The 13,817-nt window shown below is 40.5% G+C and carries 14 protein-coding genes and 1 pseudogene; 5 read left to right on the plus strand and 10 right to left on the minus strand.

Annotated features, from left to right (window positions below; all coding sequences use genetic code 11):
• Positions 1-191 precede the first annotated feature (191 nt).
• A complete protein-coding gene (locus tag FD724_RS31175; RefSeq protein ID WP_179075300.1) occupies positions 192-2,414 on the plus strand; it encodes an ATP-binding protein in 2,223 nt (740 codons plus the stop codon).
• A gap of 81 nt (positions 2,415-2,495) precedes the next feature.
• On the opposite strand, the gene FD724_RS31180 is transcribed toward FD724_RS31175, so the two are convergent.
• Entirely contained in the window at positions 2,496-3,053 is a 558-nt protein-coding gene (locus FD724_RS31180; RefSeq protein ID WP_179075301.1) for an HPP family protein, read from the minus strand.
• Positions 3,054-3,605: 552 nt separating this feature from the next.
• Between FD724_RS31180 and FD724_RS31185 the strand changes: the two genes are divergently transcribed.
• On the plus strand, positions 3,606-6,047 hold the full coding sequence (locus FD724_RS31185; protein ID WP_179075302.1) for a dynamin-like GTPase family protein: 2,442 nt from the start codon (positions 3,606-3,608) through the stop codon (positions 6,045-6,047).
• A gap of 77 nt (positions 6,048-6,124) precedes the next feature.
• Here the strand turns inward: FD724_RS31185 and FD724_RS31190 are convergent, their stop codons facing one another.
• The 5 genes from FD724_RS31190 to FD724_RS31210 form a co-directional block, all read right to left on the minus strand.
• Positions 6,125-6,934, minus strand: a complete 810-nt coding sequence (locus FD724_RS31190; protein WP_179075303.1) for an alpha/beta fold hydrolase — start codon at positions 6,932-6,934, stop codon at positions 6,125-6,127.
• Positions 6,935-6,988: 54 nt separating this feature from the next.
• Complete coding sequence (locus tag FD724_RS31195) at positions 6,989-7,381, minus strand: carboxymuconolactone decarboxylase family protein (RefSeq protein ID WP_012412753.1); 393 nt, start codon at positions 7,379-7,381, stop codon at positions 6,989-6,991.
• Between the two features lie 25 nt (positions 7,382-7,406).
• A complete protein-coding gene (locus FD724_RS31200; RefSeq protein ID WP_256874614.1) occupies positions 7,407-7,955 on the minus strand; it encodes a TIGR02281 family clan AA aspartic protease in 549 nt (182 codons plus the stop codon).
• 270 nt (positions 7,956-8,225) lie between these two features.
• On the minus strand, positions 8,226-9,008 hold the full coding sequence (locus FD724_RS31205) for a nucleoside phosphorylase (RefSeq protein ID WP_179075305.1): 783 nt from the start codon (positions 9,006-9,008) through the stop codon (positions 8,226-8,228).
• Between the two features lie 59 nt (positions 9,009-9,067).
• The gene (locus FD724_RS31210) at positions 9,068-9,667 is read right to left on the minus strand and encodes a macro domain-containing protein (protein WP_179075306.1); all 600 of its coding nucleotides are present in this window, start codon (positions 9,665-9,667) and stop codon (positions 9,068-9,070) included.
• Between the two features lie 221 nt (positions 9,668-9,888).
• Here FD724_RS31210 and FD724_RS31215 point away from each other — a divergent pair, with 221 nt between their 5' ends.
• Positions 9,889-10,761, plus strand: coding sequence for a GNAT family N-acetyltransferase (locus FD724_RS31215; RefSeq protein WP_179075307.1), 873 nt, complete (start codon positions 9,889-9,891; stop codon positions 10,759-10,761).
• Positions 10,762-10,887: 126 nt separating this feature from the next.
• Positions 10,888-11,058, plus strand: a pseudogene (locus FD724_RS31220) (Uma2 family endonuclease); the annotation flags it as partial.
• A 32-nt stretch (positions 11,059-11,090) separates the two neighbouring features.
• On the opposite strand, the gene FD724_RS31225 reads toward FD724_RS31220, so the two are convergent.
• The 4 genes from FD724_RS31225 to FD724_RS31240 all read right to left on the minus strand — a co-directional run bounded on the left by FD724_RS31225 (position 11,091) and on the right by FD724_RS31240 (position 12,739).
• Positions 11,091-11,624 carry a hypothetical protein gene (locus FD724_RS31225; RefSeq protein WP_114080726.1) on the minus strand — a complete coding sequence of 178 codons (534 nt, stop codon included), beginning with the start codon at positions 11,622-11,624 and terminating at the stop codon, positions 11,091-11,093.
• A gap of 65 nt (positions 11,625-11,689) precedes the next feature.
• Positions 11,690-11,893: a ChaB family protein gene (locus tag FD724_RS31230; RefSeq protein ID WP_114080618.1), complete on the minus strand. Its 204-nt coding sequence runs from the start codon at positions 11,891-11,893 to the stop codon at positions 11,690-11,692.
• A gap of 100 nt (positions 11,894-11,993) precedes the next feature.
• Positions 11,994-12,137: an aldo/keto reductase gene (locus tag FD724_RS40440; RefSeq protein WP_218651486.1), complete on the minus strand. Its 144-nt coding sequence runs from the start codon at positions 12,135-12,137 to the stop codon at positions 11,994-11,996.
• Between the two features lie 158 nt (positions 12,138-12,295).
• On the minus strand, positions 12,296-12,739 hold the full coding sequence (locus FD724_RS31240) for a pyridoxamine 5'-phosphate oxidase family protein (RefSeq protein ID WP_179075308.1): 444 nt from the start codon (positions 12,737-12,739) through the stop codon (positions 12,296-12,298).
• Between the two features lie 697 nt (positions 12,740-13,436).
• On the opposite strand from FD724_RS31240, the gene FD724_RS31245 reads away from it, so the two are divergent.
• The gene (locus tag FD724_RS31245; RefSeq protein WP_114080616.1) at positions 13,437-13,814 is read left to right on the plus strand and encodes a hypothetical protein; all 378 of its coding nucleotides are present in this window, start codon (positions 13,437-13,439) and stop codon (positions 13,812-13,814) included.
• Positions 13,815-13,817 lie beyond the last annotated feature (3 nt).

Genomic DNA, 13,817 nt, shown 5'->3' on the forward strand with positions numbered 1-13,817 from the left:
AATTTGATTTTTGCAAAAAGACTATTTTGTACAATTAAGTTAAATAGCAATAAGTTGAGGAATTGTAAACAGAGATATTGCCTATTAGTTATTTACTTCTTAATTAAACACAACATTATTTTGATAGTCCGAAGTTGCTCATGGGTAATCTAGGTTAAGCAAAGACCTGGGCAAACCAAGATTTACCACTCATGAAGATACATCCATCTAGCAAAGTCCGTGCATTTTCATTACAGCTTGTTCTGGTCGTTCCTTTCGTATTGCAACTTTTTAGCATCGTGGGGCTGGTCGGGTATCTGTCGTTTAAAAATGGCGAGAAAGCGGTGAACGATCTAGCGGATCAGTTGATGGAGCGAACCAGTGGTGAGGTAAATCAACATTTAGATGCTTACCTGTCGATTCCTCATAAAGTTATTCAGTTAAATGCGGATGCAATTCGCATGGGATTGCTGAATGTGCGCGATCGCCTCAAGGTTGGTAAGTACTTCTGGCACGAAATGCAAGCCTATGACCTAACCTTTATCAGCTTGAACCTAGCAACTGGTGAAGGAACTGGAGCCGGCCGTTACGATGGCAAAACGGTGACAATCGATGATAATGCGATCAAAACGCCAAGTCTGCCGAAAAATACGAAAACTTACTTAACAGATAATGATGGCAACCCAACCAAAGTGATGACGACCAGTACTTGGGATACCGTCAATGAACTTGCCTATACTGAACCTGTCAAAGCCGGGAAACCTATCTGGGTTCGCATTTATACTTATTACGATCCTGCTTATCCCCCTTATATTGTGGCATCGGCAGGTCGTCCGATTTATGATGCCAGCAAAAAACTGATTGGTGTTGTGGGGGCTGAAATTCACCTGTTGAAACTCAGTGAATTTTTACAAAAATTAAATGTCAGCCGCTTCGGACAAGTTTTTATTATGGAGCGTGATGGTATGTTGGTTGCCAATTCTGCTCAAGAAAAGCCTTTTATCGTAGTCAATAACGAAATTAAACGCCTTAAAGCGATCGACAGCCCCAATCCGGTGCTACAAAGCATTGCCAAGCAGCTTCAGCAGCGCATTCCAGATTTTCAGTCCATTACCAATACCCAAAAACTGAAAGTTAATGTTCAAGGAGAAAATTTATACGTGCATATTGTGCCTTGGCGTGACCAACATGGTTTGGACTGGTTAGTGGTAGTTGGTATTCCGGAAAAAACTTACATGGCGCAAATCTATGCCAACACCCAAATTAGCATCCTGCTGTGTTTTGGGGCGCTGATAGTAGCAACGACGATTGGCATATTTACCTCGCGCTGGATTGCACATCCTATCTTGCGTTTGAATCAGACCACCCAAGCAATAGCATTTGGTGATTTACAACAGACACTCCAAGAGGGGAATATCGATGAACTCAACACTCTTGGTCACTCTTTTAATCACATGGCAGGGCAATTGCGGGAATCCTTTATTGCTTTAGAAAACAGTAATGCCGAACTAGAAGCGCGAGTCGAACAACGGACTGTTGAACTTAAAACAGCCATGAGTGAATTGCAGCGTACCCAAGCACAAGTAGTTCAAAGTGAAAAAATGTCTAGTCTGGGCCAACTAGTAGCAGGTATTGCCCATGAAATCAATAACCCAGTTAACTTTATTCACGGCAATATTACTCACTTGGATGAATATACTCAAAACTTGTTACAGATGATTTATCTGTACCAAGAACGCTATTCTAGTCATGACCCAGAAATTCAAGCATTAGCAGAGGAAATCGATCTAGAATTTCTCATTGAAGATTTACAAAAGATACTGCCTTCAATGAAAATGGGGACTGAGAGGATTCGTAATATTGTGCGATCGCTGCGGAATTTTTCGCGTATGGATGAAGCGGAATTTAAGGCAGTTGATATTCATGAAGGTATCGAAAGTACGCTCTTAATTCTGCAACACCGCCTCAAAGATAAACCAGACCGTCCAGCAATTGAAGTTATTAAAGATTATGGCAACTTGCCGCAAGTGGAATGCTATCCTGGTCAACTCAACCAAGTATTAATGAATGTTCTGGTAAATGCAATGGATGCCCTTGATGAGTTAGATATCAAGCGTACCTCTCAACAGATAGAGGAAAATCCCAGTCAAATTACTATCCGCACTTCAGTAGTTGATTCACAATCAATAGAAATTGCGATCGCTGATAACGCACAAGGAATGCCAGAATCGGTTCAAAGCCGGATCTTCGATCCATTTTTTACTACCAAACCTGTAGGCAAAGGAACAGGCATGGGTATGGCAATTAGCTACCAAATCATTACGGAAAAGCATGGTGGGAAATTGCTATGTTTTTCTAGCCTTGGGCAAGGCAGTAATTTCATAATTCAAGTGCCTATTCGACAAAAAGCTCCTGAACCCGTCCTCAAAGTATAGAGCGATCTCATCATTTATTGGAATTGTTAAACCAACGACTGGAGTAATATTCAATAAAAGTGAGATACTCCCGAGACAATGCTATAACCAGTGTTTCGGATACGTCCTTTCCTCCGCTAAATTATTGAAGATCACAGCGCATAACACTAAAATCATCGATCCCTCAAAGGCAGGTGTTAGCAAAAATTGCCAGTCTGGTTTCGTCATCATGACGACTAATGCAACAGCACCCGAAGGTGGGTGTAGAGTTCCGGTAAGCTGCATGATTCCGATCGCACTAGAAACAGCCATTCCCATTGCTAAGGGAGAAGCACCGAGAAAATGCAGAATTATCAGACTCACCATAGCAGCTAAAAGATTACCCCCAATAACATTGCGGGGTTGAGCCAAAGGACTGTCAGGCACACCAAATATCAAGACACTCGTAGCACCAAAAGGAGCCATCAGCAAAGGAGAATTAGTTTTTGCAGCAAGGTAAGACGTTGCAGTTATGGCTAAAAAACTACCGATCCAACTCCAAAAAACATGCCGATGATGAGGTCTATCTATTGGACAGGTTAGCGGACAGGATCGCCATCTGCCAAAGGTTTTAAACCAATAATTTTGTAATTTCAATCGAACTTTTTTACCGTCGATCATGAATGAACCACTCGATAATCATGACTCTCTGAATTGACTGAGCAAGGCTTTGCTAAAGTTACAATAACATGACATTTGCCAAAAAATTCCTAAAAAGTATTCAAATATACAGATTTTTTGATTTTATTCAAATTCAGGCTAAACAGGTCAATTTAAGTTGTATAAAAGTCAATACACTTGTAGAGACGGCGATTTATCGCGTCTCAAAAACCCAAAATTTTTGCCAGTAGCCCTTAATGAACCGTATTGTCATAACAGTAGGGCGCGAACAGTACCATAAAATAGCCTTTACTACAAGCTAATCATTCGAGAAAAATGTATGACAATTAGCTTAGTTGAAATTGACTACAGCGAGGCGGATGAGTTGGCCTCGCCAACGTCGTAATCAGAATTCTCTTCACGTCAGCCTAATAAGTTTTTAACCAGACATGATCTTTGTGGGTTAGCTGATACCCGGTAACTAAATTGCATCAAATATCTCAGAAATACTACTGAACCATCAAGACAACAAATGTAACTAATATATACATAAATATTGTCAGGATGCTGAATATGTCAGATTTACCGCTTCAGTGCAAAAATTTGAAAGAGCAAGTTGAGTCGATATTACAACTTTTACAGCAAGAATCAACGCTACATTCTCAAGATATTACACCTGTACAAACTTCCCTAACTAAAGCGATTTCTCCTAAGTTTGAGATCGTATTTGCAGGTGCATTTAGTGCTGGTAAATCAATGCTAATCAATGCACTATTGGAGAGAGAACTACTTTACAGTGCAGAAGGACACGCTACAGGTACAGAATGCAAAATCGAGTATGCAGAATTAGATAAAGAACGTGTTGTTTTAACGTTCTTAAGTGAAGCAGAAATTCGGGAACAAGTAGTTTATTTGTGTGAGCAACTAGGATTTAAGATAGTAGCTAATATCAACCAACGTGATGTAATTAACTTGCTACGTGAAGATTCTGAAGCGATTATTCAGCAGGAGGGTGGTGAGAGTAAATCAGAACGTGCAAAACAGGCGAAGGCGTTAATGTTGTTGCTACAGGGATATTGGGCAAACCGCGATCGCATCAACACGGTTAATAATGCTACATACTCAATGGAGCAATTTAACTTTTTCAACCTCAAGGAAGCGGCTGGATATGCCCGTCGTGGTAGTAATAGTGCAGTATTGAAGCGAATAGAATATTATTGCAATCATCCTCTGTTACAAGACGGCAACGTAATTATTGATACCCCTGGTATAGATGCACCAGTAGAGAAAGATGCACAATTAACTTATACCAAAATTCAACATCCTGATACTTCGGCGGTGGTGTGTGTGCTAAAACCTGCTTCGGCGGGTGACATGACAAAAGAAGAAACAGAACTTTTGGAATTAATGCGGCAAAATGGGGGAGTACGCGATCGCGTTTTTTATGTCTTCAACCGCATCGATGAAACTTGGTACAATACCCAACTACGACAAAGATTAGACGATTTAATTAGCGGACAATTTGGCAATTCAAACAAAGTTTATAAAACAAGTGGATTATTAGGATTTTACGGGAGTCAGATTAAACAGACAAATCAACTAGATAGATTTGGTTTAGATTCTGTTTTTGCAGAAAGCATTAAAGGTTTAGATGGTAAAGAAGAAACACCACAATTTGTCTATGCATTTAACAACTACTGCGTAAATTCAGGAAAGTTATCTACCACTAAATTCCGTGTCTCTGTTAACGGCTATGAAACTCCAAATCAAAATTATGTGCGGATTTTGGGAGATTGGGGAAATGAACTGATAGAAAAGCTAATTCAAGATAGTGGTACTGAAGAATTTCGCACAGCTATTACTCGCTATCTTACAGAAGAGAAGCGTCCCCAATTATTTAAGAATCTTGCTGATGATTTGGAAGATGTTTGTATTAAACTGACAAAACATTATCAGAGTGTACAACGTAATTTAGATAGTCAACCCCAAGAAATTGAGAGTATGAAGCAGCAAGAGTTGCAACGCCTAAATCAGCAACTCCAGCAAATCGGCAGAGAATTTAGTGAGCATATCACAAAAGAAGTTAACCAAATAATTAATAATTCCTGTGATGCTTTTGAAGCAGATTTTAGACAATTGCAATCACGAATGATTCGTCGTTTAGATGAATTGCTAGATACTTTTTCTGTAGCTTCTGCTTATCAACGTGCAACAATTAGCCATCCTCGCAATGCTACCGCACCTTTAATTGCTATTTTAGTAGAGGCATTTTATTACTTAGCAAATCAGTTAGAAGATATTTTGATTGAGTCATCTCAGCAAGTTGTTGCGAATTATTTTCAGCGATTGATTGAAAAAATTCGCAAATCAGAATATTATCGCCAGTTGTATCGTTTATTAGATAGTGATGGCGGCATTGAACAAGAGATCAGAACTATAGAAAAGCAGGTTACTCAAGCATTAGTGAGTGCAGCTAGTGTAGAGTGCGATCGCTTCGTGCGAGAAAGTCCGAGATTTTATGATGAAGGCACTTTTTCTATATATCAATTTCGCCAAACTTTATTACAAACTTCTCAAAGCTACGATGCTGAAAGTATCGTAGAAGCAGAACCAGCAATTAGGCAATTATTGAAGTTAGATTTTGAGCCAAAAGTTTCGCAAACTATTCGTAAATCTTTCCGTCAAACTATTAACCAAACGCTCAAAACTCAGTTGTTACCAATGGCAGATCAGCAAGCAGATGAGATTTTGCAGCAATATCCACAGGCGCGTGCTAATTTAGAGAAAACACTGCAACAAGAAGCTGAAGAGAAAATCGCTAATAATCGCCGATTATTGAGTGTTGTTGAAGAAAATATTGCAGCATACAATTCAGCAGCTTCTAGTATCAATAGTTGTTTACAGTCAATGAAACTATATGACCACTTCTTACCTGTCATTGGTGAGTATTTTGATACTGATAATAAGTTCGCTAATAATGGATTTGTGTTTTCAGACGCGGTACGAGAGGTTTGATTTTAATCCCAAATACTGAGATAAGTGTAGCTTAGTGAGTGATTTAGCACTCCCTAAGCTACAGCTTTTTTTGTAAATTAGAAGTAGGCTGGCTTCAATTTCCGCAGGAAGTTTAGCATGGCTGAAATCACAGTATCAGGCGACTCAATTAAGAAGCCATGACCCCCACCTTCGAGAACTACAAGTTCAGTATCGGGAATGCCTTGAGCAAGTTGCTGGGAAAACTTTAGGGGAGTGAGAATGTCTTGTTTGCCAACTAGAACTAGGGTAGGACAATGAATTTTTTGAAGGCGATCTGTTGTATCAAAGTCAAGCATGGCTTGGCTGTGATGATAGAGTGAATGAGTTGCTGGCGGGAAAGGATATCTGATTGCAAATTCGATCAGACCTTCGATCATGCCAGGAATCGAGTAGAAGGTATCTGTAAATATCCAGGGTAATACAACTTTTTCATAAAGTTTCAGGTCTACATTAGCGCAGAGTTCACCCCAAGTCTCAATGATGCTGTTGAATAATCCGTCACCCTTTGCAAGTGACGAAAGCAGCATTAGACTTTGCACCTTTTGAGGATGTGCTAACACTAATTCTTGAGCTATCTGACCACCCATTGAATGACCTACTAGATGCACCTTATCGATCGCAAGATGATCGAGCAATGCTGCTACATCATTAGCCATTTGCTTCAGACTATAGGGGGTTTCAGGAGCGGAACTTCGCCCCATACCTCGGTTATCTAAGCGAATAACTTGATACTGCGAAATCAGCGATGGCATAATCAACGACCAATAGGCATGATCGCAAAGGAAGCCAGCTATTAATAGCAAAGGCTCACCCTTTCCCTTAATGTCGTAGAACAAATCAATCCCGTTAACCTGAAGCTTTGGCATAGTCAATAATTCTGCTAAACCCGATCTGAAGCAGGGATCGACAACGCTACACTCCTACGTCTTAAATCTCTCGTCCACCGGAATTTGATAGCCGTTAGCGAGGCGATTGGTCATGTTGGCAGTAGCTGCGATCGCCATGAGTTCCCCGAACATGGTATCATTCATCCCCTTGGCCCGCGCTCCTGCTGTGTGGGAGGCAATACAATACTCACAGCCATTTGTCGCACTCACGGCGATATAAATTAGTTCTCGCATCAGTGGATCAATTTCACCAGGGCTAGTCATCACTTCTTTCACCGCTTGCCAAGTTCGTTGCAAGGTAGGGGGATGATTAGCTATGGCTTTCCAAAAGTTATTAATATAGTCATTCTGGCGGGTGACGCGGATGTCGTCATATACTGCCCGGATTTCATCGCTGGCTTCTTCGTATTCAATCAGCTTAGTCATGTTTCTATGTTTTTACTTCCAACCATTAGCGGTGATGAAATTCGACCTCTCTCTCCAGAATCTTAATATCATAGTTGCCGAAGAAATCGTGGCCCAGTAAGCCGATGCTGGCTTTGGGTGCGATCGCTACCTGAAGATTATTGGCTGTAACTCCACCTGCTGCAATAGATTTTACCTTACTGGTTGGAAATTCTACTTCGCTACCATCGGCAATTTGGGCTTGCATTGTACCTGTAGTCTGGAGTTTAAGTGTATTCGCCATACTTTGAGTAATAATAGTTCCGCTAGCACCAGTATCTACAATCATTTCAAAGGTTTTTTTGTCATTGAAGGTAACGTCAATTACAGGAGTTCCACCAAAGCGGCGTTTAATTGAAACTCGAAAAACTCTGTCGTCTGAAGGTGCGGCTATATTGCCACAAAGCCTTTCTAATCCAACGGTTTTACCGGAGGACGTTACCATGTAACATGCTCCTGGATCGTCTGCTGTTGCTCGATGAGAGAATGCTAAAAATATCAGCGTTGGGATTAGTGCGTAGGCGTAGCTCGTCATAGACATCACAGTTGAAGTCATGGTTTTAATCCCATACCTAAAAATATTATTCATATTAGCTCTCACTCCATTTTTTCAATATTTATTGAAATCTAAATTGCTTACAATATTTACTTTTAATAGCTTAAATAATGTGTTTATTTTTAGGGTAGTTATGGTGATTTTTTATATATTTTTAGAATATGAAATTACTGTTATATTAAGCTATATTAGCTATAATTACTGATTGAAAAATTAAAGATTGGGTGAAGACATGATGAAACTACTGAGAGTTAACTTATCAAGTAAATATTAATTGTCTGACTCAAAAGTTGCTGCTGCATTTACAGCAATTGCGATCGCATTTTTCACAGCAATATCCCTCTGTTCTAAGATGATATTTTCACTCACAGTACGCCCAGCAACTACACCGCAAACAGCAGCAGCAGCAAAATTATACACACCTGCCATTTTGAATAGTGTGCCGGATTCCATCTCATAATTCAAGATATTTAAACGCCGATATTCTTCTGTGATGCCATGCAGCGATCGCATTAAATTTGGATTTGCGGAATCAGTGCGTTCTTGTCCTTCGTAAAAAGTATCAACTGATGCCGTAATTCCGATGTAATGTTCAACCTTTAATTCTCGCGCAGCTTTAACTAAAGCGACTGTCAGAAACGGATCGGCTGCGGCTGGATATTCCACAGGCGCAATGTCATTTGCTGCACCCTGACGACACAATGCTGCACTGCTAATAATAACGCTACCAACTGGTATATAAGGTTGAATTGCTCCGCAAGTTCCAATGCGAATAATTTGCCGGATTCCTACCTGTATCAACTCGTTGACAACAATACTTAATGAAGGCGCACCCATACCACTAGTAGCAGATAAGATGCTGCGACCATTTTGTAAGTATCCTACATAGCTATTGAGTCCGCGATTTTCTGACAACACGCGCACATCTTGGAAATAAGTTTGGGCGATTAGATGCGATCGCTCTGGATCACCCGATAATAGGGCAATGCTGGGAGGTGATGAACCTAAATCATCTTGTCCAAAGCCAATGTGATAGAAGCTTTTACCTGTCATATAGTTGAGATTAGCGATCGCCCTAACACAATACTATGCTAGGGTGATTTCTTATTTTCCTAGAGCAAATCTCCTCCTTCCCATATCTGAAGTTGTCTTTCAGCCGCAACTATGCAATTGAGATGCTTGGGTGGATAGAGAAAATGATCGTAAGCTAATGCCATCTGTCTAGCAGCCTCAGTATATGGCACTCGTCCTATTCCCGTACCCAATCCAGGACAGGCAATGGTGTTAATTTTTTGCCTAGCGTGTTGATTATGGTGTCGAACTGCCAGCAACATCGCCCACATCGCAATATAAGGAATATCTGTCCCAGCAATAATCATGGGAACTCGCATCGTAGGGGTATGAGCCAAAAAAGGATGCTTGTAATGACCTGTTTCCACAATCATTGATGTTCCTACAGGCTGTTCACCCAAATAATCTTCAAGAATGCGCTGCTGGACTCTTGCCATTAAGGAATGACCAAAAAAACGGATAATTGCCGCATCTATGCCACCATCCATCATTCCGAAAGAGTTAGCAGGGCTGACCATACAATCAAAATCTGGCAACCACTCGAAATAGTTATTCACTATTTCTACATTGGGTAAGTAATTAAAATTCTGTTGAAAGGCTGCACACAACAAAGAGTCGGGAGCTACCAATATCAATTTCAAGCTTTCATTTCCTCCGCTTGAATACCTATTTTAAACGTCAGCGAGGGCAAACATCAACTGTTTCTCTGTATTATTCAGCCTGTTCCTTTTTGATGCTACATTTGTAACACTAAAATGTTACTCTTTAGGTGGTGACTGTTTGTCACTTGAACAAAAGGAAATTTTATGATTTCCTGAAACCGCTTATTCAGTAAACTCAATTGGACATTCAGGAGTTTTTTGTGCCTACTTTGAAAACCCTGCAACCTGGAGATGAAGTATCGCTGGAAGAATTTCTCTTGCAACACACTGATACTTCTATGTTTTTGCGCTCTAATTGGCGGGCTGCGGGACTGCTTGATGAAGGTGCAAGATTTCAAGGAACCTACGTAGCAGCCTACTTAGATGAAAGTATAGTGGCAGTTGCAGCCCATTTTTGGAATGGGATGATAATAGTCCAAGCGCCTGTATATTTGCCAGAGGTGGTGCAAGCAGTTGTGGCACAATCTGGACGTGCTATTTCTGGAATTAGTGGCCCAGCAGCACAAGTTGAAGCGACAAAAAGCATTTTGGGACTTAGCAACACACCAACTCAGCTTGATGAACATGAGATATTGTTTTCTCTAGCACTACGAGATTTACAAATACCTGAAGCTTTAGCATCTGCAAAGGTGCAGTGTCGTTTGCCACATCCAGAAGAATTGGAATTACTTATCGAATGGTGCGTTGCTTATAACGTGGAAGCTTTAGGAAAAACCGATACTCCAAGTTTAAGACTTGCTTGCGATCGCATAATTGAAGCACGTCAAGATATGGGTATGCATTGGGTTTTAGTAGCAGAAGATACTTTAGCTTCTTACTCTGCTTTCAATGCTAGCCTACCTGATATTGTGCAAATTGGTGGAGTGTGGACACCGCCAGCGCTGCGGGGGAAAGGCTATGCCAAAAGTGTGGTAGCAGGCTCGTTGTTAGATGCGCGATCGCTCTTAGTAAAACGTGCCATCCTATTTACAGGTCATAATAACCAAGCAGCCCAAGCAGTCTATCAACAAATTGGCTTTTTGCCTACTGGCGAGAAGTATGGCTTAGTCTTATTTGAAGAGACTCAGGCTTGAGAGCGAATTTTAGATTTTAAATTTTGGATTTTAGATTGAATTATTCACAATCCAAAATCGGGCGTTGGTGATTTCATGTATGAAAACGATTTACTCAAAAACAATTGAATCATAATAGAACTGAGATGGCAGGGACAGTATCAAAATGTAGAACAGCCGTGGTTACGGTGGTATGATAGGACTCTCAACTGGGTATTGACTTCTACAGAACAAGAAAGCCAACGGGCTGAACGAGAAAGACAACGGGCTGAACGGTTGATTGCACAATTGCGTAGACACGAAGTGGCTTGTCGCTAGACATCGCTCGGCGTTGAACCCGATGTAGATACTTAATTCCTCACAAGTTTGCTCTTTTGTGAATAGTCTGTATAGCCTTGAATATTCTCTGGTTCAAATTGACCCAGTACACGCGAAGCTTCGCGTGTTAAATCCTCATTTCCGGTAACTACAATTAGGTATTTACCAGCATTCAGACGGTTACGATAGGGTAAAGCATCGCCACTGCCAACTGTTATACCAGTTCCTTGACCGATTAAACTAGCCCCCAAAGCACCGCCTATCGCTCCTAATATACCAGCAAGAAATTCATTACCAAATCGAGCAAACTGGGGAAATAGTTCAACTTCTGTGAGATGGTTAAAGGCATAACCTGCAACAAATCCAAAGATTACAAGCCCCCCAAAGAGCCGAGTTGATTGTTTACGGGCTTGCTTATCGGGATCAATCATTCCAAATTCATCAGCACTTAAATAACCATCTCCTAAAATATTCACTTGTGAAGTTGGCAAGCCTGCTTTTTCCAGAGCAGAGTAAGCGGCTTCTACTTGTATTCGATCTGGTAAAACTGCAACAAGGTAATTCATAAGGATTTCCTTTTTAACAAAGATTTTTTGTGCGAAATTAATAAAACTGCTGAATACGATCCGAGCTATTCTGGCTTTTTGTGCCATTGCCCATCGCTGCCTTTTTCATAATCGCGTTTCACAGCGCTCCAAGCAACACGAAAGGCACGCTCCTCTTCATCATATTCTTCTTGAGCATTGTTAAATGCAGCCCGAAAAATTTCTTGGGCGTGCTTGGGTAAGTGATCTTTGACTGAATCAGGTAAGTCTGCAATCTCTTGGTAAGGCATAAATTTCGTTTCCTTACTTTTTCGCTTGATCCAGAGCTTCAATTGCTCCGTTGGCACGAAAAATCCTTTCTGGATCGTTATCGTAAACAACTTCGTGGATTTACCACAAGTCGAGGTGGTCAGTTTTGGGACGACGTAGTGATTCTTCAAGTTGTTGCATTGCCACTTTGCGATCGCGTTCTTGGGTGCAAACCTTCGTCATCAAAAAAACCTTATCTCGTCGCCCTTGCAACGCCTCTCCCATCCACTCTTCACTACGATGCTAGGTTATACTCCCAAGCGTTATCCATGAAGGTAATGCGAATTGCCTCTTCCTTACTCTTTGCCAATTTCCTCCAACAATTACGCGACTTTAAATAATTCGTAATTATTAACTACAAATTATTTAAAGTCGTGATGGTGTTAAAAACTAATTGTTTGTGGTTTAAAACTCGATGTACTATCCCAATAATTAACCTGGTTAATATTCACCTTAAGCAAAGCAATATCGGGTTCGTCCAATCCTTTAGGAAACCAGGTTTGAAGTTCTGGCTTCCATAATTCTCGCATCTTGTTGCGGTCTTTCACGAGTTTTGATCTACCTGAAATAGAAACGTATCGCTGCTGTTCGGGTGACGAAAAACTAACATTTACCTGCTCATGCTGTTCAATCTCAGTCACCTTATGTGAACCAGCATAAGTAAAGAACCAGAGTGTGGCTTCAGAGTTAATCTCACCACTTTTTGACATGGGGTAACTATGCAAACTTCCATCATCATCGACTGTAGTAAACATACCATAATCAATATTTTTGATTAGTTCATGCAGCTTGTGAATCTCTTGAGCGCGGTCTGTAGAAGTTGCCATTGTTTGTACTACTTTTTCTATTTTGATTACAACCAGCTTATAGGATGGTAAAGTTATGTTTTAGTATTAGCTTTTTTAGTTGAAATTGCGTGAGTCTACAGATGTAATTCTATTAAAATTAGCTCTTTTATTTCTATCTATAGAGATATGGATTGATAGTTAATATTCTGTGTACACACATTTAGTCATAGTAAGGTGAACTTTATGCTTATTTCTTTAGACTTAAAGTTTATAATTTTTATCCTTAGCGTAGCGTAAAGCCTTTTCTACGCGAGGCTTTGTCAACTGCATATTTTCTCTACAAGATGCCAGTTGTAGCCCATTCTGACTTCTGAGTTCTTCTTTAATCTCGCCGAGTTATGTATTGAGAAAGCATTCAAGCATTTTGAGAAAGTCAAAAGTTATTTTGCTTGCGGAAAACACCAAAAAGAGAAAGTCAAATTTTTTTATAGGGCACCCATCAGCGATGCCTACGCTCTCGTATTGCTAAATTAACCAAGTAAAGCAAAATCAAGCCTAGCTTGCTGTGGTTAACAATAGTATCTATTTTTACTTTGCAACATTCTTACTACTCATAGCGCCCTATGTATATTATCAAAATTCCTATTTTACGACAATCCAGACCGGAATTATTACTAGCTGGATTGTATAAGATACTTGTGATAATTTAAGCATTAACCACAATTAGAGGTTGAAAATGGCGACTACATCCAACGTCCAGATTACCATCGCCTTGCAAGAGCCTGGTTTAGATGACGATGAACTGCAAGACGAAACGCAGAGACTATTGCAACAGATGCTGGAACTGGATGAAGTGGAAGATGCTAGCCTTTACCGTGAAGCAGAAGCACCGGAAGGAAGCAAGTCACTTACAGGGCTAGCTGTGGGTTGGCTAACAACGCAGGTGAATGCTAAGAATATTAAAGCACTGATGGGATTTTTAGGCGATCGCCTTGGCAACAAAACCATTGAACTAGAAATTGAGTCTAATGGCAAGAAACTCAAAGTCAAAGCCAGTAGTAGGCAAGAGTTAGAAGCAGCAATTGAAGCAGCACAGAAATTTGTAGCAGGATAGAGA

Origin of the sequence: Nostoc sp. C057 (assembly GCF_013393925.1) — a bacterium.
Classification (GTDB): Bacteria; Cyanobacteriota; Cyanobacteriia; order Cyanobacteriales; family Nostocaceae; genus Nostoc; species Nostoc muscorum_A.

Excerpts from the sequence above, each read along its gene's own strand:
- FD724_RS31175 (WP_179075300.1), top strand. The coding sequence starts at position 192 with ATGAAGATACATCCATCTAGCAAAGTCCGTGCATTTTCATTACAGCTT.
- FD724_RS31180 (WP_179075301.1), bottom strand. The coding sequence starts at position 3,053 with ATGATCGACGGTAAAAAAGTTCGATTGAAATTACAAAATTATTGGTTT.
- FD724_RS31185 (WP_179075302.1), top strand. The coding sequence starts at position 3,606 with ATGTCAGATTTACCGCTTCAGTGCAAAAATTTGAAAGAGCAAGTTGAG.
- FD724_RS31190 (WP_179075303.1), bottom strand. The coding sequence starts at position 6,934 with ATGCCAAAGCTTCAGGTTAACGGGATTGATTTGTTCTACGACATTAAG.
- FD724_RS31195 (WP_012412753.1), bottom strand. The coding sequence starts at position 7,381 with ATGACTAAGCTGATTGAATACGAAGAAGCCAGCGATGAAATCCGGGCA.
- FD724_RS31200 (WP_256874614.1), bottom strand. The coding sequence starts at position 7,955 with ATGACTTCAACTGTGATGTCTATGACGAGCTACGCCTACGCACTAATC.
- FD724_RS31205 (WP_179075305.1), bottom strand. The coding sequence starts at position 9,008 with ATGACAGGTAAAAGCTTCTATCACATTGGCTTTGGACAAGATGATTTA.
- FD724_RS31225 (WP_114080726.1), bottom strand. The coding sequence starts at position 11,624 with ATGAATTACCTTGTTGCAGTTTTACCAGATCGAATACAAGTAGAAGCC.
- FD724_RS31230 (WP_114080618.1), bottom strand. The coding sequence starts at position 11,893 with ATGCCTTACCAAGAGATTGCAGACTTACCTGATTCAGTCAAAGATCAC.
- FD724_RS40440 (WP_218651486.1), bottom strand. The coding sequence starts at position 12,137 with ATGGGAGAGGCGTTGCAAGGGCGACGAGATAAGGTTTTTTTGATGACG.
- FD724_RS31240 (WP_179075308.1), bottom strand. The coding sequence starts at position 12,739 with ATGGCAACTTCTACAGACCGCGCTCAAGAGATTCACAAGCTGCATGAA.
- FD724_RS31245 (WP_114080616.1), top strand. The coding sequence starts at position 13,437 with ATGGCGACTACATCCAACGTCCAGATTACCATCGCCTTGCAAGAGCCT.